Origin of the sequence: Clostridium sp. HCS.1, from assembly GCF_047900555.1 — a bacterium.
In the GTDB taxonomy this organism is placed as follows: domain Bacteria; phylum Bacillota; class Clostridia; order Clostridiales; family Clostridiaceae; genus Clostridium.
Genome location: NZ_CP170704.1, coordinates 318,178 through 338,638, shown reverse-complemented (window position 1 = coordinate 338,638; position 20,461 = coordinate 318,178). Strand labels below are relative to the sequence as shown.

19 protein-coding genes are annotated in these 20,461 nt (G+C 28.7%); 2 read left to right on the top strand and 17 right to left on the bottom strand.

Annotated features, from left to right (window positions below; genetic code table 11):
- Positions 1-45: 45 nt before the first annotated feature.
- Entirely contained in the window at positions 46-609 is a 564-nt protein-coding gene (locus tag ACFYH6_RS01725) for a cell wall hydrolase (RefSeq protein WP_416179354.1), read from the top strand.
- A gap of 65 nt (positions 610-674) precedes the next feature.
- On the opposite strand, the gene iadA is transcribed toward ACFYH6_RS01725, so the two are convergent.
- From iadA to ACFYH6_RS01675, 10 genes are all read right to left on the bottom strand, one after another.
- Complete coding sequence (iadA, locus tag ACFYH6_RS01720; protein ID WP_416179355.1) at positions 675-1,847, bottom strand: beta-aspartyl-peptidase; 1,173 nt, start codon at positions 1,845-1,847, stop codon at positions 675-677.
- A gap of 9 nt (positions 1,848-1,856) precedes the next feature.
- On the bottom strand, positions 1,857-2,939 hold the full coding sequence (locus ACFYH6_RS01715; protein ID WP_316344149.1) for a tetratricopeptide repeat protein: 1,083 nt from the start codon (positions 2,937-2,939) through the stop codon (positions 1,857-1,859).
- A gap of 31 nt (positions 2,940-2,970) precedes the next feature.
- Positions 2,971-3,495: a chromate transporter gene (locus ACFYH6_RS01710; RefSeq protein WP_316344150.1), complete on the bottom strand. Its 525-nt coding sequence runs from the start codon at positions 3,493-3,495 to the stop codon at positions 2,971-2,973.
- Complete coding sequence (locus ACFYH6_RS01705) at positions 3,496-4,032, bottom strand: chromate transporter (protein WP_316344151.1); 537 nt, start codon at positions 4,030-4,032, stop codon at positions 3,496-3,498.
- Positions 4,033-4,116: 84 nt separating this feature from the next.
- Positions 4,117-5,736 carry a phosphoenolpyruvate--protein phosphotransferase gene (gene ptsP / locus ACFYH6_RS01700; RefSeq protein ID WP_316344152.1) on the bottom strand — a complete coding sequence of 540 codons (1,620 nt, stop codon included), beginning with the start codon at positions 5,734-5,736 and terminating at the stop codon, positions 4,117-4,119.
- A 366-nt stretch (positions 5,737-6,102) separates the two neighbouring features.
- Positions 6,103-7,137: a ribonucleotide-diphosphate reductase subunit beta gene (locus tag ACFYH6_RS01695; protein ID WP_416179356.1), complete on the bottom strand. Its 1,035-nt coding sequence runs from the start codon at positions 7,135-7,137 to the stop codon at positions 6,103-6,105.
- A 36-nt stretch (positions 7,138-7,173) separates the two neighbouring features.
- A complete protein-coding gene (locus ACFYH6_RS01690) occupies positions 7,174-9,402 on the bottom strand; it encodes a ribonucleoside-diphosphate reductase subunit alpha (protein ID WP_416179357.1) in 2,229 nt (742 codons plus the stop codon).
- Between the two features lie 217 nt (positions 9,403-9,619).
- A complete protein-coding gene (locus ACFYH6_RS01685) occupies positions 9,620-9,976 on the bottom strand; it encodes an arsenate reductase family protein (protein WP_316344155.1) in 357 nt (118 codons plus the stop codon).
- Positions 9,977-9,987: 11 nt separating this feature from the next.
- On the bottom strand, positions 9,988-11,793 hold the full coding sequence (locus ACFYH6_RS01680) for a sensor histidine kinase (RefSeq protein WP_416179358.1): 1,806 nt from the start codon (positions 11,791-11,793) through the stop codon (positions 9,988-9,990).
- Complete coding sequence (locus tag ACFYH6_RS01675; protein WP_316344157.1) at positions 11,777-12,472, bottom strand: response regulator transcription factor; 696 nt, start codon at positions 12,470-12,472, stop codon at positions 11,777-11,779. The genes ACFYH6_RS01680 and ACFYH6_RS01675 overlap by 17 nt, the downstream gene beginning before the upstream one ends.
- Positions 12,473-12,655: 183 nt before the next feature.
- Between ACFYH6_RS01675 and ACFYH6_RS01670 the strand changes: the two genes are divergently transcribed.
- Positions 12,656-13,516, top strand: coding sequence for a YitT family protein (locus ACFYH6_RS01670; RefSeq protein WP_416179359.1), 861 nt, complete (start codon positions 12,656-12,658; stop codon positions 13,514-13,516).
- Positions 13,517-13,815: 299 nt separating this feature from the next.
- Here ACFYH6_RS01670 and ACFYH6_RS01665 read toward each other — a convergent pair whose 3' ends face one another.
- From ACFYH6_RS01665 to rplM, 7 genes are all read right to left on the bottom strand, one after another.
- Complete coding sequence (locus ACFYH6_RS01665; RefSeq protein WP_416179360.1) at positions 13,816-14,376, bottom strand: Fe-S-containing hydro-lyase; 561 nt, start codon at positions 14,374-14,376, stop codon at positions 13,816-13,818.
- A gap of 12 nt (positions 14,377-14,388) precedes the next feature.
- Positions 14,389-15,231: a fumarate hydratase gene (locus ACFYH6_RS01660; RefSeq protein WP_316344160.1), complete on the bottom strand. Its 843-nt coding sequence runs from the start codon at positions 15,229-15,231 to the stop codon at positions 14,389-14,391.
- 206 nt (positions 15,232-15,437) lie between these two features.
- Positions 15,438-16,118, bottom strand: a complete 681-nt coding sequence (gene cwlD, locus ACFYH6_RS01655) for an N-acetylmuramoyl-L-alanine amidase CwlD (protein ID WP_316345299.1) — start codon at positions 16,116-16,118, stop codon at positions 15,438-15,440.
- A 170-nt stretch (positions 16,119-16,288) separates the two neighbouring features.
- Positions 16,289-17,905 (bottom strand): Na/Pi cotransporter family protein, encoded by a 1,617-nt coding sequence (locus ACFYH6_RS01650; protein ID WP_416179361.1) that lies wholly within the window; start codon positions 17,903-17,905, stop codon positions 16,289-16,291.
- A gap of 191 nt (positions 17,906-18,096) precedes the next feature.
- Positions 18,097-18,984 (bottom strand): DegV family protein, encoded by an 888-nt coding sequence (locus tag ACFYH6_RS01645; protein WP_416179362.1) that lies wholly within the window; start codon positions 18,982-18,984, stop codon positions 18,097-18,099.
- A gap of 505 nt (positions 18,985-19,489) precedes the next feature.
- A complete protein-coding gene (gene rpsI, locus ACFYH6_RS01640; protein ID WP_316345303.1) occupies positions 19,490-19,882 on the bottom strand; it encodes a 30S ribosomal protein S9 in 393 nt (130 codons plus the stop codon).
- Positions 19,883-19,908: 26 nt separating this feature from the next.
- Entirely contained in the window at positions 19,909-20,343 is a 435-nt protein-coding gene (rplM, locus tag ACFYH6_RS01635; RefSeq protein ID WP_066889886.1) for a 50S ribosomal protein L13, read from the bottom strand.
- Positions 20,344-20,461: the final 118 nt, after the last annotated feature.

Below are 20,461 nucleotides of genomic sequence, written 5' to 3'. Positions count from 1 at the left end.
TAATAATAATTTTTGGATTATTATTTATCCAAAAGGAGGTTATTTATGAAATATTTAAGAAAAATCTCTATTTTATTAATAGCCCTTTTATTTTCAGCAAACATAAAAGTATTTGCTTATTGCAATACTACAGAAATGAGGAAGAACAATTTAAATGAAGAATTAAATCTAACATTAATAAATAAACCTAAGGAAGGAGCTATTGAAGTTTTTAGTCACAATGACAAATTAATTTATTTAACAAAAGAAGATTTAGACTTAATGGCAAAGATAGTCTATGCTGAAAGTAAAGGTGAACCTTATGAAGGTAAAATCGCAGTTGCGTCGGTTATTTTAAATAGAGTATTGAGTCCTGGCTTTCCTAATAGCATTAAAGAGGTTATATTACAACCTCAAGCATTTTCTTGTGTAGTAAATGGTGAAATTAATGTTACCCCTACAGATGAATGTTATAATGCTGTTTATGATGCTATTGAAGGAAATGACCCAACTAATGAAGCTTTATTTTTCTATAATCCTGCCATAGCTACTTGCTCATGGATGCAAGGTGTAGAAAAGAAAGATTCTAAAACTATTGGTCAACATTTATTCTTTAATACAAATAGCTAAGTGTACTAATGCACAATGTAAAATGAAAAATTTTTAATTAGGGGCTGTTAATACAGCCCCTTCAGTTATTCAAAAGTTCCTTTTACAATAACTTCTCCATTCTTAACCATTAATCTTCCCATGGCTATAACAGTATCTATTTCTAAAGTATTTTCATCTACTAATACTAAATCAGCATCTTTTCCAACTTCTATAGAGCCTTTGTTTTCTAATTTTAATACTTTTGATACATTTGAAGTAATGACTTTTAATGCCTCTTCTATTGGTATTTCATATGTTTCTATACACTTTCTTACTTCTTCATAAAGGCTTGAAACAGAACAAATCCCTATTTTTATTAACTTTCCCTTATCATCAAATATAGGCATACTGCCATTTCCATCTGATGAAAAAGTAACATTTTCAACATTAGATTTATTTTTTATTAAAATACTTAAAGCCTCACTTGCACTTAATTCTCCTGGTGCTAATTGGTCTTCTGGAGTACTAGTAGTAAAATCTATATATCCACCTTTATTAATATATTCTTCACCAGATTTAAATAAATCACCATTTCTATTTATATGAGTTGGTAATATTTGCGTTATTGGAAGTTCTGTTTCATCAGCTAATCTAAATAAATATCCTAATTTTCTTGTTCCATCTCCTAAATGAATATTTGCTATCCCTGATTTTCCAGATAATAAACCTCCAACTCTGGACTGTGCTATTGCTTGAACTAACTCATCATATGTAGCTTGAGAACTTCTAGTATCTGATATAGCTATTTCTCCAATTCCTATTACCTTATCTATTAGCATAATATCTTTTTTTATAGACCCAGTTAGAGTTTTTACTGGAATGTCATAAGAACCTGTATAGCAATAGGTGGTTATTCCCTCTTCTTCTAAAGCTTTTGCTTTTGCTATTAGACTAGACATATCTCTGCAAACACCATCTGTTCCTATACATCCAACAACTGTAGTAATACCTGCTTTTGTTAAGTCACTTAAAGCTATTTCTGGAGTTCGCATTTTAAAACCGCCTTCTCCACCAGCACCATTAATATGTACGTGATTATCTATGAAGCCTGGAAAAAGCAGTTTGTTTCTACCATCTATAACTTCTATATTTATAAAGTTTTCAGGTATATCTAAACTATCATATATTCCCTCAATTTTATTTGATGATATTACTAAGTCCTTTTTTCCTAAATACTCTGGAGCATATATTTTTACATCTTTTATTATCTTTATCATCTTACCCTCCTATAATTTCATTATTTCTTTCACATAGTTATTATTATATATAGAGTTTGGATAATTTATTATAATTTTATTAGCGTATTCCTTACTCTTTTTAGTATTAATATCTTTATAGAGTAAAGCCCCTCTATAATAAGCTTCTTGTATGTAACTACCTTCATTATAATTTAATATGTATTTATCATAATTATCAATGGCCTTATTTATATCTCCATTAGCCTCATAGGTTGATGCTAATAAGAAAATAATATCATCATCTAAATGATTAGTATTTAATTTATTTATTGTATCTTCTAATAAATTTATCCCTTCTTTATACTTAGCTTCTTCATAATAGGCAGTTGCTTTTATGTAGTTTTCTTTTATTTCATCATTACTTAACTCTTTTAATTGCTTATTTTTCTCTTGCTTTTCTATATTTATAACTTCATTATCTATTACTTCTTTTTCTTCTATATAGTTATTCTCAACTTGTATATCCTTAGTTTTAAAATTAATAATACCTTTTCCCTTTAATAAGCCCAAAATTATAACAATAAATATTAAAAGGCTAGCAAAAGTAAACTTAAATAAATTTCCATTTTTATATTTATATATTTTTTTTAAATTATTGTTTATTTCTTTTGCTTCTTTATTGTTCTTATCTAATTTAAATACCTTATCTAAATGCTCCTTAACTTTATCCTTATCTCCTTTTCTAAAATAACAAGTAGCTAAAGCATTATTAACATTAATAAAATTAAAGTCACTTTCTCTACATTTTTCTAATATATCTATGGCTTCTCCTATAGATAAACTTTCTATTAGCTCTTTTGCTTCCTTATATAATTCAAGTTTTTTAAAATCATTCTCTGCATCTTTTAAATATAAACTTGATATTTCATCATCATTATAATCTTTATTTATCTTCCATATATCTATGGCATCTTTTAAATCACCTTTTAAATATAAAAGAAGCCCTTTTAAATTAAGGACTTTAGAATTTGTTAAATCTCTAGATATTTCTTTTTCGCATATTTCTATAGCTTTTTCTATGCTTCCATTATTATATAAATAAAGTGCTTTTTCGTATCCCTTATTATTCATTTTCTTCCCTCTTTAAATAAACTAGCAAAGATTAAATATAAAATATTAATCCTATTATTGCTGAAATAACTATAACTAAAATAGGATGAACCTTTTTACTTAATAGTATTACTCCTATTATCGAAGCTATTATTAAACTCTTTAAGTCTGTATAGGATTCTTTTGCTAAATCTATAAATGCCTTAATTATTAAAGCTATTAATACAGGTCTCATTCCAAGTAAGGCTGATTTAATTATTGAAGACTCCTTGAATTTTTCTAAGGTCTTGCTTATTATTGAAACTAATATAAAGGATGTGAAAATAACTCCTAAAGTAGCCATTATACTTCCTAGCACTCCCCAAACATTATATCCAACAAAGGTTGCAGAATTTATAGCAATTGGTCCTGGAGTCATTTGAGATATACCTATAATATCCATAAATTCATTTACATCAATCCATTTATTATTCTCTACTATTTCTTTTTGAATAAATGGTAGCATGGCATATCCACCACCAAAGCTAAAGGTTCCTATTTTAAGGAAGGCTATAAATAGTCTTATTAATAAATCCAACTACTTCACCTTCTTCCTTAAAAATATTACCCCATATAGTGCAGATATAATTATAACTATAATTGGATGTATATCAAAAAACACTAAGGCTATTAATGCAATTACAATGGTTAATCCTGTTCTTATATTTTTTTCTAATCCCTTACTTAAACTTACTGCTCCAACTAACACTAGTAATGGAACTGCAGCATTTATTCCCATAAAGGCAGCATTAACATAATAATTATCTCTAAATTGCATAAAAAAAGCCGCTATTAATATAATTATTAAAAAGGATGGTAAAATTACTGCTAAAAGTGCCATAAGTGCCCCCATTAGTCCTGCAATTTTATATCCTAAAAATATTGAGCAATTTACAGCTAATGCCCCTGGGAGACTTTGAGAAACTACTAATATATCCATAAATTCATCTTTTTCTATCCATTTCTTATTATTAACTACTTCCTCCTCAATTAAAGGAATCATAGCGTAACCTCCTCCAAAAGTAAAGGCACCAATTTTAAAGAAGGCAATAAACATTTCTATAATTTTTTTCACTATTTCACCACCTCATTATATAATTATATATCTTTATTAAAATAAAAAGTCGCATTTATAGTATGCGACTTTTCGTATTTTTAATTATTCTTGTTCTAATATTATTTTCTTAGCTGTTAATATTGATGTAGCACTCATTGAGAATTCATCTAGACCATATTCAACTAATGTTGGAATTGCAGTTTCGTCTCCTGCCATTTCTCCACACATTCCAACCCACTTACCATGCTTGTGAGCTCCGTCTATAGTCATCTTGATTAATCTTAATACAGCTGGGTGCATTGGATTGTAAAGGTATGATACCTTTTCGCTCATTCTGTCAGCAGCTAATGTATATTGAATTAAATCGTTAGTTCCAATTGAGAAGAAATCTACATGCTTAGCTAATTCATCTGCATAAACAGCAGCAGCAGGTATTTCTACCATTATACCCCATTGGATTTTTTCTGAGTATTCTTTTCCTTCTGCCTTTAATTCAGCCTTACATTCTTCAACGAATTCTTTAGCAGCTTGGAATTCTTCTAAACCTGAAATCATTGGGAACATAACTGCTAAGTTTCCGTATACAGAAGCTCTAAGTAATGCTCTTATTTGAACTCTGAATATGTCTTTTCTATCTAAACATAATCTAATTGCTCTATAACCTAAGAATGGGTTCATTTCTTGTGGTAATGGTAAGTATGGAAGTGTCTTATCTCCACCGATATCTAGTGTTCTAATAACAACTTGCTTTCCATCCATTATTTCAAGAACTTTTTTATAAGCTTCGAATTGTTCTTCTTCTGTTGGAGCTGAATCTCTGTCCATGTATAAGAATTCAGTTCTGAATAATCCAACACCGTCTCCACCGTTAGCAACTACTGCTTCAGCATCTGCAGGTGATCCGATATTTCCGCAAACTTCAACTCTTCTTCCTGATTTAGTAACAGTTTTAACTGTTATTAATTTCTTTAATTCTTCTTGTTCTGCTAAGAATTTTTCTCTCTTTGCAGTATATTCATCTATAACTGATTGTTCTGGGTTTATTATGCAAACACCTTCGATACCATCAACTATAACCATATCTCCATTTTTAACTGAAGTAGTTATATCTTTTAATCCAACTATTGCAGGGATTTCTAATGTTCTAGCCATAATAGCTGAGTGAGAAGTTCTTCCTCCAATATTAGTTAAGAATCCAACTACCTTACTTCTATCTAATTGAGCTGTATCTGATGGAGTTAAATCATGAGCTACTACTACTGTATTAGCTTCTGTAATAGCAAAAGCATCTCCGCCTTTACCTGCTAAATTAGAAATAATTCTCTTTGATACGTCCTTTATATCAGCAGCTCTTTCTTTCATATATTCATCTTCCATTGAATCGAATATCATTACGAATGTATTGGTAACATTTTCAACTGCTTTCATAGCATTTGTGCTATTTGATTCAATTTCTAATAACATTCCGCCTGTAAATTCTGGATCATCTAATAAAGTTAGGTGAGCTTCAAAAACTTGAGCTTCGTGTTCTCCTATTTCCTTTAAAGCCTTATCTCTTATAGCAGATAATTGAACTTTTGATTGCTCTAAAGCCTTGTTTAAAGCTTCTTTTTCAGCTTCAACATTTGAAACCTTAGCATCTGTTATTACTATCTCTTCGTGTTCTTGTAAAAATACTTTTCCTATTGCATATCCCTTAGATGCAGCTATACCTTTTTTCATTGTTGAGATTCCTCCTTAAAATAATAGCTATAAATTTAAATAGTATATGAATTTATAGATTTTACTAATCTATTTAATTAATTACAACTATATTGTATTATAACATATTTTTTCTTTATGTTAACATAAATACACGTAATTTTTATAATTTTCTATCTCTATTTCCTTTTAAATATATATATTTTATTCGCATTTTTCTATATAAGTAAATATTTTCTTAAAAGTTTTCCAATTTACTTGAATACATTATAAATTTTAAAGGAGGTTTTATCATAATACATCTATTTATGATAATACCCCCTTTAAATTAATTCTAAATATACTCTAAATATATCTACTCTTCTTTAAAATCAAAACTTTTTAATATTACAAATCATCTACTAATGCTCCTGCCTTGGCATAAGCTGTTGATTTTGCTTCAAAGAAATCAGTTTTTACAGAATTTGCATCTGCTAATATATCTACCCAGCCTGCTGGATTAATTACATGCCCCTCATATATTTCATCTAATCCTATGGCTTTCATTCTTATATTTCCTAGATATTGTATATAATCAGTTATTAAATTCTTATTTATTCCCTGAATGCTATCTCCAATAACATAGTGTCCCCATGAAATTTCATGATCTACTGCTGTTATCATCATTTCCTTTAATTCTTCTTTTAATTCATCTGTAAATATTTCTGGCTCTTCTAATTGTAATTCTTTTAAAATATTTCTAAATAACCAAAGATGAGTATTTTCATCTCTGTTTATATATCTTATCTCTTGAGCTGATCCTGGCATCTTTCCATTTCTCTCAAGATTATAGAAAAACATAAATCCTGAGTAGAAGTAAATTCCTTCTAATATGTAATTTGCCATTAAAGTTTTAACTAAATTTCTTTCTGTTGGATCATTTAAAAAATTATTATAAAGATCTCCTATAAACTTATTTCTCTCTAATAGGATTTCGTCATCCTTCCATTGATATAATATTTCGTTTCTCTTTTCTGGAGAGCAAATAGTATCTAACATATAACTATAGCTTTGGGAGTGAACAGCTTCTTGGAAAGCTTGAATTGTTAAACATAAATTCACTTCACTAGCTGTTATATAGCTATTTATATTTGATAAATTTGCTGTTTGAATTGAGTCTAGGAATATTAGGAAGGAAAGAATCTTATCATAAGCAGTTCTTTCTTCCTTTGTAAGCTTATTATAATCTTTTAAATCCTGAGATAAATTTATTTCTTCTGGAATCCAGAAGTTATTCATTGCCTGCCTATACCAATCTGAAACCCATTGGTATTTCATATTATTGAAGTCATTTAAATTAGTTGTATTTCCATTTATCATTCTCTTTTTTGATGTTTCTATATCACCGAATTCATTAAAAAGAGGCTTCTTATTAACTAACATACTGTTCCTCCCATGTGCTTTTCTCTTTTTTTATAACTATGCTGAACAACTTTCACAATCACTAACTGTTAATGATTTTGATCTTACATAGTAAATTGATTTTACTCCTGCCTTGCAAGCTTCTATATATAAATTCATTATTTGTCTCATAGTATAATTTGTAGTTATATATAAATTAAATGATTGACCTTGATCTATATGTCTTTGTCTTATTCCATTAATTTGAACGCACCACTTTTGATCTATATTATAGGCAGAGTTATAATACCAGTAATTTTCTTCATTTAAATTTGGAGCTGTCTTTGGTATTATGCTCCCTTTTTTCTCTTCAAGCCAGAATCTAGCCATTACTGGATCTATTCCCTCTGATGTTCCTGCAATTGTTGCTGTTGAACCGTTAGGTGCTACTGCAATTAGATATCCATTTCTAAGTCCGTATTTTAAAACTTCTTCTCTAAGTTCATTCCACTTTTCTGAATTATATCCTCTTAATCTAAAGTACTCCCCAGTTTCCCAGTCTGAACCTTCAAAGCAGCTATATCTTCCCTTCTCTTTAGCTATATTCATACTTGCCTTTATAGCATGATAATTTATTCTTTCATATACATCATCAGCAAAATCCTTATGTGCCTCTTCTGTCCAATGAATTAAATTATTAGCAAGCATATGATGATATCCACTAGTTCCAAGACCTATTGCTCTATACTTCTTATTAGTTACTTCTGCAAATGGAACTGAATAATAGTTTAAGTCTATAACATTATCCATTGCTCTAATTTGAGTTTCGACAACATATCCAAGTTCCTCATCATCTTTAACTTCTACATTCCCTAAAACTACTGAAGATAAATTACAAACCACAAAATCTCCTGCCTTAGTTTTTTCTACTATAACAGTATCTCCATTTTCATCTGTAATCTCTGTTTTTTGTATATCCATAGGGCTCATATTTTGCATAATTTCTGTGCAAAGATTTGATGAATAAATCATTCCCTTGTGCTTATTAGGATTCATCTTATTTACTGTATCTCTATAAAAAGCAAATGGTGTTCCTGTTTCTGCAGCACTCTTTATTATAAGCCTAACTATATCCTTAACAGGCATTACTCTTTTGCTTATATTCTCATCTTCAACGCATTCATAATATCTTTTTTCCCACTCTTCTCCATAAAAATCTTCTAAAGAATATCCCTTAGCTAATCTGATTTCGTGTGGGCACATCATATACCAATTTGCATCTATATTTGTTTCTGCTAATTTCCAGAACAAATCTGGATAACATAATCCTGGGAAAACATCATGTGCTTTCTTTCTATCATCTCCATTATTTGTTTTCAACTGTAAGAATTCTGGCAAATCCTTATGCCATGCATCTAACCATATGGCAACTGATCCATTTCTTACTCCTAATTGGTCAACTGCAATGGCAGTATCATTAAATAATTTTATCCATGGGATTATTCCTCCTGATGCTCCTTTGAATCCTCTTATAGGTGATTCTAAAGCTCTAACCTTACCTATGTATATTCCCATTCCACCACCAAACTTTGATACTTCTGCAAAGTTATCTAGTGACTTATATATTCCCTTTAAACTATCCTCTACTGTATCTATAAAGCAAGAACTTAATTGATAAAATGGCTTTCTTGCATTTGACATAGTTGGTGTAGCCATAGTAGCTTTTAATGAACTTAATACATCATAAAATCTTTTAGCCCAAGCTACTCTATTTTCCTTTTTTTCTGGTATAGCAAGATGCATTGCTATTCCCATAAACATTTGTTGTGGTAATTCTAATTTACTTCTATCATAATCTTGAATTAAATATCTTTTTGCTAAAAGATTAATACCGCTATAAGTAAATAAGAAATCTCTTTCTGGTTTTATTTCTTTTTCTAATTCCCCAATTTCATCTTCTGTATAATTTTCTAATATATATTTTCCATATAAGCCCTTATTAGTTAATTCTTTTATAAATCCATATAGGTTACCATATAATTCATTATCTTTGCTTAATTTTCTATTATTCCTTACTTCATCATATAGTTTATATACATAAAGTCTTTCCGAAATTTTTTGCCAATCTGGTTCCATATCCGTAGTTAATTCTAATGAAACTTGTATAATAGAATCTCTTATCTCATCTTCACTCATGTTAGGTCTTATTATATGATTTAAAGCTCCTAAAAGCCTTTCTTCCGTATATATTCCATCCCTTTTGTTTATCCCAATTAAAGCATTACTGCAAATATTTAATAAATCCATAACTTTCCCCTTCCACTACATATAGTATATATTTAAAAACTGCTTAGAGAAATATACAACATATAGATACATTATAATTATCTTTTATATAGTTGTAAAATTTCAGATTCCAAAGATAAAAATAGAAAAAGGAGATATCTCTTTTAATATCTCCCTTTTTCAGCAACTGTCAAATAATATTAATTATTTTTTAAAACTTAAATTTTAAAAATAATTATTACTTGAATTCTTTATTCCATTCTTCTTCTTTGAAGCCTACTAAAACTTTATCATCTTTAACAACTATTGGTCTTTTAACTAGCATGCCATTAGTAGCTAATATATCTAATAGCTCATCTTCAGGTAAAGTCTTAACCTTATCCTTTAATTGCATTTCTCTATAAAGAACTCCTGAAGTATTAAAAAACTTATTAATTGTTAATCCACTTTTTTTAAGCCACTCTTTTAGTTCATCCTTTGTTGGATTTTCTTCTGCAATATGCCTATCTATAAATTCTATATTATTTTCCTCTAAATACTTTTTAGCCCTTCTACATGTAGTGCATTTTGGATATTCTACAAATAACACTGCCATATTATCACTCCTTAATTACTAATCTTAATTTCTTCCATTATATCATAGGATGACTTAGGTATAGTTAAATATATTTTAAACATATCTCCTTCTACTTCAATCTTTATAATTCCATTATGAAGTTCTACTATACTCTTTGTTATTGCAAGGCCCATGCCTGACCCCTCTACAGAAGAATTTCTAGACTTATCTGCTCTTGTAAATCTTTCAAAAATATCTTCAGTATTAAAATCTAATTCGTAATTAGAAATATTTTTAAATGAAATATCAACAGAATTCTCTTTAGAAATAATATCTATATATACTCTAGTATCGCTTAAAGAATACTTTAAAGCATTAACTATTAAATTCTCAAATACTCTTGACATTAACTTGCCATCTAGGTCTAATATAATCTCATCTTCATTTGAATTAACTTTAAACTCTATATTCTTTTCTTCATAAAGATTCGAATATTCCCCAATTCCTTGATATACTAATGAAACTATATCTATAGGTTGTTTTTCTATTTTCATCTTTCCACTATTTAATTTTGAAGCTTCAAATAAATCTTCAATTAGACTCTTTAATCTTCTTGAGCTTCTATCTAATATCTTTAAATAATCTTTTCTTTCCTCTTCTGTTATATTGGACTCATTTAATATATTTACATAGTTAATTATTGATGTTAATGGTGTTTTTAAATCATGAGAGACATTTGATATTAATTCTGTTTTTAGTTTTTCATTTTTAACTTGTTCATTTAAGGCTATTTTATAACCCTCTTTTATTTTATCTATGTTTTCAACTAATTCTCTAACTTCTCTTTCCCCCACATTACCAAGGGTGTATTCTAAGTCTCCAGAATTAATCTTTTTTAAGCCATCATTAATAATGGTAATATCTAAGCTCTTTTTTAATGAATATAGAACACATACTAAGGGAATCAACACTAATATTAATGTTCCCTTAAATGGGTACTTAGTTAAAAATGTTACAAGTAAATTTTGATTCCTTATACCAGCAACTAAGTATAAATAAACTAGGATTACGCCAATAGCTATTCCAAAGGATAATAATATCTTATTTCTTGTAGTTCTATATCTATATCCATACTTTAATACAAAAATTAATCTTTTTAATACCTTTATCTCTAAATGAATATTATTCCTATTAAAAATCAGATTAAATAGCACTTTTATTAATAAAATAATTGTAAGAATAGTAGCCACTATCATAATTTTACCTGTTAAGGCTTCTGCCTTTATAATATAGGTATATGAATCAGGGTTGCTATAATATATTTCAATGTATTTATCAATATACTTTAAATTTGCTTTGTCTGGCATACTCATTATATAGTAATTATACTTTTCTTTATTATCTAATCTAACAGAAGCTAGACCCCATTCCTTTAAATATGCATTTACAGTGTCTTCAAGCAACGGAACGTTATTATCCTCTTGCTTTACAGAATTAAATAAGTTTACATCATTTGTTGTAAACTCTCCTGTTTCTTTATTAATTAATACATAAAAAATATTATCATTATAATAAGGATCACCTGTTAAATTTTCATTTTCATATTTTATTGCACTTATATCTTCTAAATCCTTAGAATTAGTATATATATACTTTGAAATATCTCTACTTTCATAATATATCATTGATTGCATATATTTATCTTTATTAAATAAAGCATCAAATGTATTTAAATTATCTGATGAATTATTAAAAGCTTGATAATAACCTGTAATCAGTAATACTATTGATATAGCAAGAATTAAAAGTTCAAATCCCCATACACCAGTTATATAACGCTTAATTTTCTCTCTCAATTTTATATCCAACTCCCCACACAACTTTTATATATTCTGGGTCTTTTGTGTTTAATTCTATTTTTTCTCTTATTCTTCTTATATGAACAGTTACAGTATTTTCACTTCTATAAAATGGCTCTTCCCAAACTTTTTCATATATTTCTTTAATAGAAAAAACTTTACCTAAATTTGAAGCTAAAAGTTGAAGTATTTTAAATTCAGTTGCTGTTACCTTAACTTCATCTCCTCTTAAATAAATTGTCTTTTCTTTATTATTAATCACTAAATCCTTCACTTCTATTATATCAGGGCTTTCACCTTCCATCTCTAATGGCTTTTGGTATCTTCTTAATTGTGATTTAACCCTTGCTACTAGCTCTAAGTGGTTAAATGGTTTTGCTATATAATCATCAGCTCCAACATTAAGGCCTAAAATTTTATCACTATCTTCTCCTTTAGCTGATAACATAATTATTGGTAAGTTTCTTTTTTCTCTAATTTTTAAACAAGTCTTTATTCCATCCATTCTTGGCATCATTATATCTAGTACAATTAAATGTATCTTTTCTCTATCAAGAATTTCTAAGGCTTCAACACCATCCTGTGCTTTAAAAACCTTCATCCCTTCTCCTCTTAAATATATGTCAATGGCATCTCTAATTTCCTTTTCGTCATCAACTACTAATACATTAAACATATTATTAAACACCCCTTGATTTATTCTATCCTATAATTATAATATCTTATATTGTGCTATTTTACTAATTATAAAAATTACATTTTTATTAAATTAGCAAAATAAATAAATAATATTAACATAACTGCTTATTTAATATATAATCAGTTTGTGTAGATTACTTATAAATTTAAGGAGTTTAAAATGTTTGGCAGTATTTCAATTAATAAACACATGGTTTTAGATTTTATTCTTATTTTCATCGGATGCATTATAGCCTCTTTAGGAGTTAACTTATTCTTAGTTAATGCTCAATTGCTAAGTGGAGGTGCAACTGGTGTAGCACTAATTCTTCAATATTTATATAATATACCTTCAGGTATAACTGTATTTTTAATTAATATTCCATTATTTTTTCTTAGCTATAAAACCCTAAATAAAAGGTTCACTTTATATTCTGCTGTTGGTATGGCATCTTTATCATTTTCATTAATGATAACTAAGCCTTTATCACACTTAGTTAAGGTAGATGATTTATTACTTTACTGTATTTATGGTGGAGTTTTATGCGGACTAGGATATGGTCTTGTATTTTCTAGAAATGGTTCTACAGGTGGAACAGATATAATCACAATGGTTGTTAGAAAAAAATACTCAAATTTTGAGATTGGTAAACTTAGCTTTGGACTTAATTGCGTTATAGTATTTATAGGTGCATTAATCTTTGGACTTCCTAAAGCCTTATACACTTTAATTTCTATGTTTGTGCAAGGTACCTTAGTTGATAAAGTTATCAATGGTTTTAATAGTAAAAAACTTTTATTAATATTAACTGAAAAAGAAGAAGATATAATTCAATATGTTATTAAAGATATGAATAGAGGTGTTACTTCCCTTATTGCAGAAGGTGAGTATACTCATGAATTAAAGAAAATGCTCTACATAGCCGTTACTTCCTCTCAAATGGTTCATTTAAAAAATAAAATCTTAAGAATAGATCCTAAAGCATTTATTACTATAATAGATGTATCAGAGGTTAACGGAAAAGGTTTCTACAAAATTTAATTATATAACTAAACTAGAGAAATATTATGCTCAGCTCGACCTCGCTTCGCTCCAAGTCGACTTTCGCATTAATATTTCTCTAGTTTTTATTATGATATTTAAATTTATACTCTTAATGACTAAAGAAAATAATTCTTCACTCTTCAGAATTATCAAATATAATACCTATATATTTCTTAAATAGCTAAACTCTATCTAAGTAACTTTCATAAAATATATCCAATTCCTTAATTACTTAATTTCTTCATTATTTTATTCCTTTATTCTTTAATTCTTTCATTATTTCATTTTTTCATTCTTTAATTACTAACTGTCTTAAGGTATTGCTCTTGTCCCAGCTTATATAGATTATTTCCTTCTGTATCTATAATTACTATTAGTGGCATATCCTTAATCTCCATTTTCCTTATTGCCTCTGCACCTAGATCTTCATAAGCTATTATTTCTGATTTAGTTATACTCTTAGATATTAGTGCCGCTGCTCCTCCAATAGCCCCTAAATAAATAGCCTTATTTTTTATTATAGAATTTACTACTTCTTCATTTCTTTCTCCCTTACCTATCATAGCTTTTAATCCTAGGTCTAAAAGTCTTGGGGAGTAAGAATCCATTCTATAACTAGTTGTTGGTCCTGCTGATCCAATAACTTGTCCTTCTTTTGCAGGTGTTGGCCCTACATAATATATTGTCTCATTGTTAATATTTATAGGTAATTCTAAGTTTTTATCTAATAAATCTATTAATCTCTTATGTGCTGCATCCCTTGCTGTATATATAGTCCCTGATAATAATATGCTATCTCCAGCTCTTAAGTCTTTTATCTTTTCATAAGTTAGTGGTGTACTTAGCTTAACTTCCATAAATCAAATCTCCTATAAAATTACTTCTTTATGTCTAGTAGCATGGCAACTAATATTTACTGCCACTGGTAGCCCTGCAATATGAGTAGGGAATGTTTCTATGTTAATACCTAAAGCTGTAGTCTTCCCTCCAAAGCCTTGAGGCCCAATTCCAAGTTCATTCATCTTTATTAATAACTCATCCTCTAAATCAGCATAAAATTTACTTTCATTTTTACTATCTATTGGTCTAATTAAAGCCTTTTTAGACAAATATGCTGCTTTTTCAAAAGTTCCCCCTATTCCTACACCAACTATCATAGGTGGACATGGGTTAGGTCCTGCTTCCTTTACTACTTTTATAATAAAATCTTTTACTCCTTCTATTCCATCTGAAGGTTTAAGCATTTTTATCTGACTCATATTTTCTGAACCAAACCCCTTTGGTGCTACTGTAATCTTGAGTTTATCACCAGGTACTATATCATAATAAATTATTGCAGGTGTATTATCCTTTGTATTAACTCTATCAATTGGATCCCTAACCACTGATTTTCTTAAATAACCTTTATCATATCCTCTTCTGACACCTTCATTAATAGAATCTTGAAGATTTCCTCCTACAACATGAACATCTTGTCCTATTTCAATAAAGACACATGCCATTCCTGTATCCTGACAAATTGGCATTCTTTCACTTTTTGCTATTTCCGCATTTATTATTATTTTATCTAATATATCTTCTGCTAAATTCCAAGTTTCTTCCTTCTTAGCTTTATCTAATGAATTAACTACATCCTTTGATAAATTATAATTAGCATCAATACATAAGTTTTCAACAGCTTCTTGAATTTCATTAATATGTATTTCTCTCATCCTCATCTTCCTTTTCTTATCTAATTATAAATATTTTATCATATTTAAATAATATAGTATAAAATTAATAATAATTTTAAAGTATAAAATAAAACAAGGAGGTATATAAAAAACTATTTTTAGTCTTATACCTCCTTATTAATTTAACCTTTTATTATAAAATCATTTTTTATAGTATTATTTGATATATTTCCTCGGAAATTAATTTAGTTCTTATTTATTTCTTCAAAATATCTTTCTATTCCCAAAGAAATACCTTCCACTAAAGAATTTTGATGCTCTTCTGTTTGTAATTCTTTCTCTTCTTGGCTATTAGATAGGAAACCGCATTCTACTAAAACAGAAGCTCCTTTATAATCATCTCTAAGTATTAAATATGCATCTCCAGCTGGCTTTGATACTCTCTTATTATTATCCTTTAAAGTTTCTTTTACAGATTCTTGGATGTTATCTGCTAATTTTTTACTTATATCATTAGCTCCATGCCATACTTGTGCGCCATAACATTTTTCTTGAGGAAACATATTTTGATGTATAGATATAAATACATCACAATTTGTTTCTTTTTTCATATCTCTTCTTTTCTTTAAATCTTCCCTTTTCTTTTCCCTTATAGTTGAACCACTATTTCCAAGAGCTTCATCCTTTTCCCTAGTTAAATAAACCTTATATCCTTTGCTTTCTAAGGCCTCTTTAAGCTTTAATGATATTTGAAAATTTATATTCTTTTCTATTACACCATTTTTGGATTTGGCACCTCCATCAAATCCCCCATGTCCAGGGTCAATTAATATAATTTTCTCTTGCTCAACAGCAAATACCTTTATAGAAGTAAAAGCAATAGTAAATAATATTATTAATATAGAAGCTAATTTTAATTTTCTCATTTGTTTTCCTCCATATTTATATAGTTATAAAAATATTATTTCCATTAGATTGTTTTTTTACTTACATAAAAAAATATTATTCTCATATATAATTAAAAGATACTGTCTAATTATAAAATGAATCCTATGCAAAGGACATTTTAATTATAAACAGTATCTTTTTATATTTGTTAATTATTTTCTATAACACTTTCAGCTATATTCATAGAGTGATCACTAACTCGCTCTAAATTACTTACTAAATCTAAGAATATTGTTCCTGCATAAGCATTACAAATTCCATCATAAAGCCTCTTTACATGAAGGTCTCTATATTTCTTTTGTAATCTATCCACTTCTGACTCTATCTCACTAACTTGTTTTGCTTTAGTTACGTCATTACTTGCATAACTATCAATAGCCGCTTGCAGAGATTCAGATGTTTTTTCATACATTCTTTTTATTTGTTCCATAGCTTGAGTACTATACTCTAGCTTTTTATTAATCTTTTGTTGGGTTAACTCTGCTATATTTTCAGCGTGATCCCCTATTCTTTCAATATCATTAATTACATGAAAAGTTGCTGCAACAATCTTTGATTCCTTATCAGATAGCTCACGCTTTGATAATTTAACTAAATAAGTTGTAATAGTTTCATTTAAGAAATTAATTATTGCTTCATTATCATAAACTTTTTGAATTAATTTCTCATCATTTTTTTCAAATGCCTCTAATGCCAAAGCTAAACCCTTCTTAGCCTTATTTGCCATTCTTAATGTTTCCTTAGCTACTTGCCCAGCTGCAATTACTGGAGTTTCTAATAATCTATCATCTATGTATTTAGGACCTTGTCTCTCATCATCATCGTCTCCAGGAATAATAATATTAACAACTTTAATTAATAAACCTGTAAGTGGTAACATAACTGCAGTATTTACTAAATTAAATACTGTATGCGCATTAGCTATTTGTCTGCTTACATCTCCAGGGCTAATTGCAACAACTGCATCTCCTAAGATTCCATTAAGTAATACTGGAATAAATAATATTGTTCCACCTAAATTAAATATTAAATGAAGTATTGCTGCTTTATGTGCTGTTTTACTTGTTCCTATAGATGCCAGCATTGCAGTTATACAAGTTCCTATATTACATCCAAATACTATTGGTAATGCTATCTTAATATCTATTGCTCCTGCTGTTGCTAGAGCTACTAATATACCTGTTGTAGCAGAAGAGCTTTGAAGAACAGCTGTTATTATCGCACCTGTAAGTATTCCTAAATACCAGTGTCCTCCTACTGTACTTATTATATCTTTAAATATCGGTAATTCTGTCAAAGGCTTCATTGCCCCACTCATTTGACCCATACCAACAAATAATATACCAAAACCTAGAATAATGTTCCCAATATCCCTCTTTTGTTTTTTCTTAGCGAACATAATTATTGCTGCCCCTGCAAAAACAAATAAAGGAGCTATATCATCTAATTTAAATGCTACAAGTTGAGCTGTAATTGTAGTACCTATATTTGCCCCCATAATAATTCCAGCAGCTTGTGCTAAATTCATAAGACCGGCATTAACAAAACCTACTACCATTACAGTAGTAGCACTACTACTTTGAATTACCGCTGTAACAATTGCACCAACAATAACTGCAATTATTGGATTTTTTGTAACTTTTTCAAGAATTGACTTTAACCCATCTCCAGCAGCACTTTCCAGACCATCCCCCATGATTTTCATACCATAAACAAATAGTCCTAACCCACCAAGTAACTTTATAATAATCATTAATGGTTCCAAAATTATTCTCCTTTTCAACTTAATTATAACAAGTTAAGTTTACATTATTTTTTTACTTTTGTTAAGTAAATGAATATATTTTTAACATGAATTTAATATACAAACCTATCTATTAATTTATTATCTTACAAATCTATAAAAAATAAACCACTTAAAACTTTTCTTTAAGTGGTCCATACATATTTATTTTATTATTCTTTTCTTTGTTTTCCCCAGAAGAATAAAGCTACTGTTCCTGGACCAGTATGACTTCCTATAGTAGTTCCTACATTATTTATTTCTACTTTACCATTTAATTTAGGGAAACGTTCTTCAACTAACCTTGCAACTTCTTTAGCATCTTCATAGCAATAAGAATGAGAAATATAGCATTTATCAGAATAATCTAATCCATCCTTTGCATCTTCCTCCATTTTGTCTACTATGGCTTTAATAACCTTATGCTTTGATCTTATTTTATATCTTGGAATTAACTTACCTTTATCATTCATATCTAATAGTGGGCAAATTCCAAGTAATCCTCCAATAAATCCAGAAGTCTTTGATACTCTTCCACCTTTTATATAAAAAGTTAAATCTGTAGAGAAGAACCAATGATTTAATTCTAATTTATGTTCATTAGCCCATTTATAAACTTCATCTATACTCATTCCTTCATCTCTTAAATCTGCAAGCTTATCCATCATCAATCCATAACCTGATGACGCACCTAATGAGTCTACAATATAAATTTTTCTTTCTGGATACTTTTCTTCTAACATAGTTTTTGCTACCATAGCTGAGTTTATTACTCCTGAAAGTCCTGAAGATAAACTTACATGAAGAATATCTTTTCCTTCCTTTAAGAACTTCTCAAAGTATTCTTCAAACTCCTGAGCATTAACTTGAGATGTTTTTGTATCTGCTCCATTTTCCATGGCCCTATAAAAATCATCAAAAGATATAGATTTTCCAAGGTCATCAATATATTCTTTTCCATCTATTTCAAAGTGAAAGCAAATATATGATATATTTCTTTTATTAAAATGTTCTTCTGAAAGATCAGCAGTAGAACAACAACTAATTACATATTCATTCATTTAATTATTCCTCCTTATAAAGTAATATATCCTTATAAAATAATCCCAACATTAAATACACTAATATTATCTAAATAATACCATAAATTAATACTTTTCATAATATTATTATAACTTATAAATTACTATTATGTCATAATAATTATTAAAAATATAAAAAAATACCATAAACATAAAGTTTATGATACTTATAATCAATGTGTAATCTTATGTTCTAAGACCACTTCACATTGAAGTATTACTGCTTCAATTATAACATAAGAAACTTTATCACTTTATATCCCCAATTACTTAATTATATATTTACAAATTTTAACACTTATCATATAAATAGGCTATCACCTTCATATTAGATTGTCAATGATATATTATAAATAAATTATGATAATTAGAATTCAATAAAATTTATATGGAGTATAAAATATAATTCATCTCTATTAAATATTTTTATATAAAAATAAATCCCACAAACATAAAGTTTGTAGGATTTGTAAGCTTCCAAATATTATCTCTTTGAGAATTGAGGAGCTCTTCTAGCTTTCTTAAGACCGTATTTCTTTCTTTCTTTCATTCTTGGGTCTCTAGTTACGAATCCAGCTTTCTTTAATTCTGACTTTAAGTTTTCATCAGCTTTAATTAAAGCTCTAGTTATTCCGTGTCTTATTGCTCCAGCTTGACCTGTGAATCCACCACCATGAACGTTAACTAAAACGTCGAATCTGTCCTTAGTTGCAGTTAAAACTAATGGTTGATTAACGATCATTCTTAAAGTTTCTAATCCAAAATAGTTTTCGATCTCTCTGTTATTTATAACAACTTTACCATTTCCAGGTACAAGTCTAACTCTTGCTATTGATTTTTTTCTTCTTCCAGTTCCCATGTATTGAACTTTTGCCATTTTTTATTCCTCCTCCCGAGCCTGTATTAGTACTTTAATTCAAGTACTTCTGGTTTTTGAGCATCATGTCCGTGCTCTGCACCTCTGTATACTTTTAGCTTCTTAAGCATTTTTCTTCCTAAAACACCTGATGGAAGCATTCTTCTTACAGCTTCTTCGAAAGCGAATTCAGGTTTCTTAGCTAATACTTCTCTATATGGAGTTTCCTTTAATCCACCTGGATATAAGCTATGCTTTCTCATTAATTTTTGGTCTAACTTCTTACCAGTTAAAACAACTTTTTCAGCATTGATTACGATAACGAAATCTCCGCAGTCAACATTTGGTGTAAATGTTGGCTTATTTTTTCCTCTTAAAATTGAAGCAACTTGGCTAGCAACTCTTCCTAGTGGCTTACCAGCAGCATCAACAACATACCATTTTCTTTCAACTTCTTGCGCCTTAGCGATGTATGATTTCATGTTTTTCCCTCCCTGAACTTACATTTGTGCTTTACTATTTAAGTACTGCTTTTATGTCAAGACCCGGGGCTAGTGGATCTTATATACATAAACAATTCTAACAAACAAACTTATTATA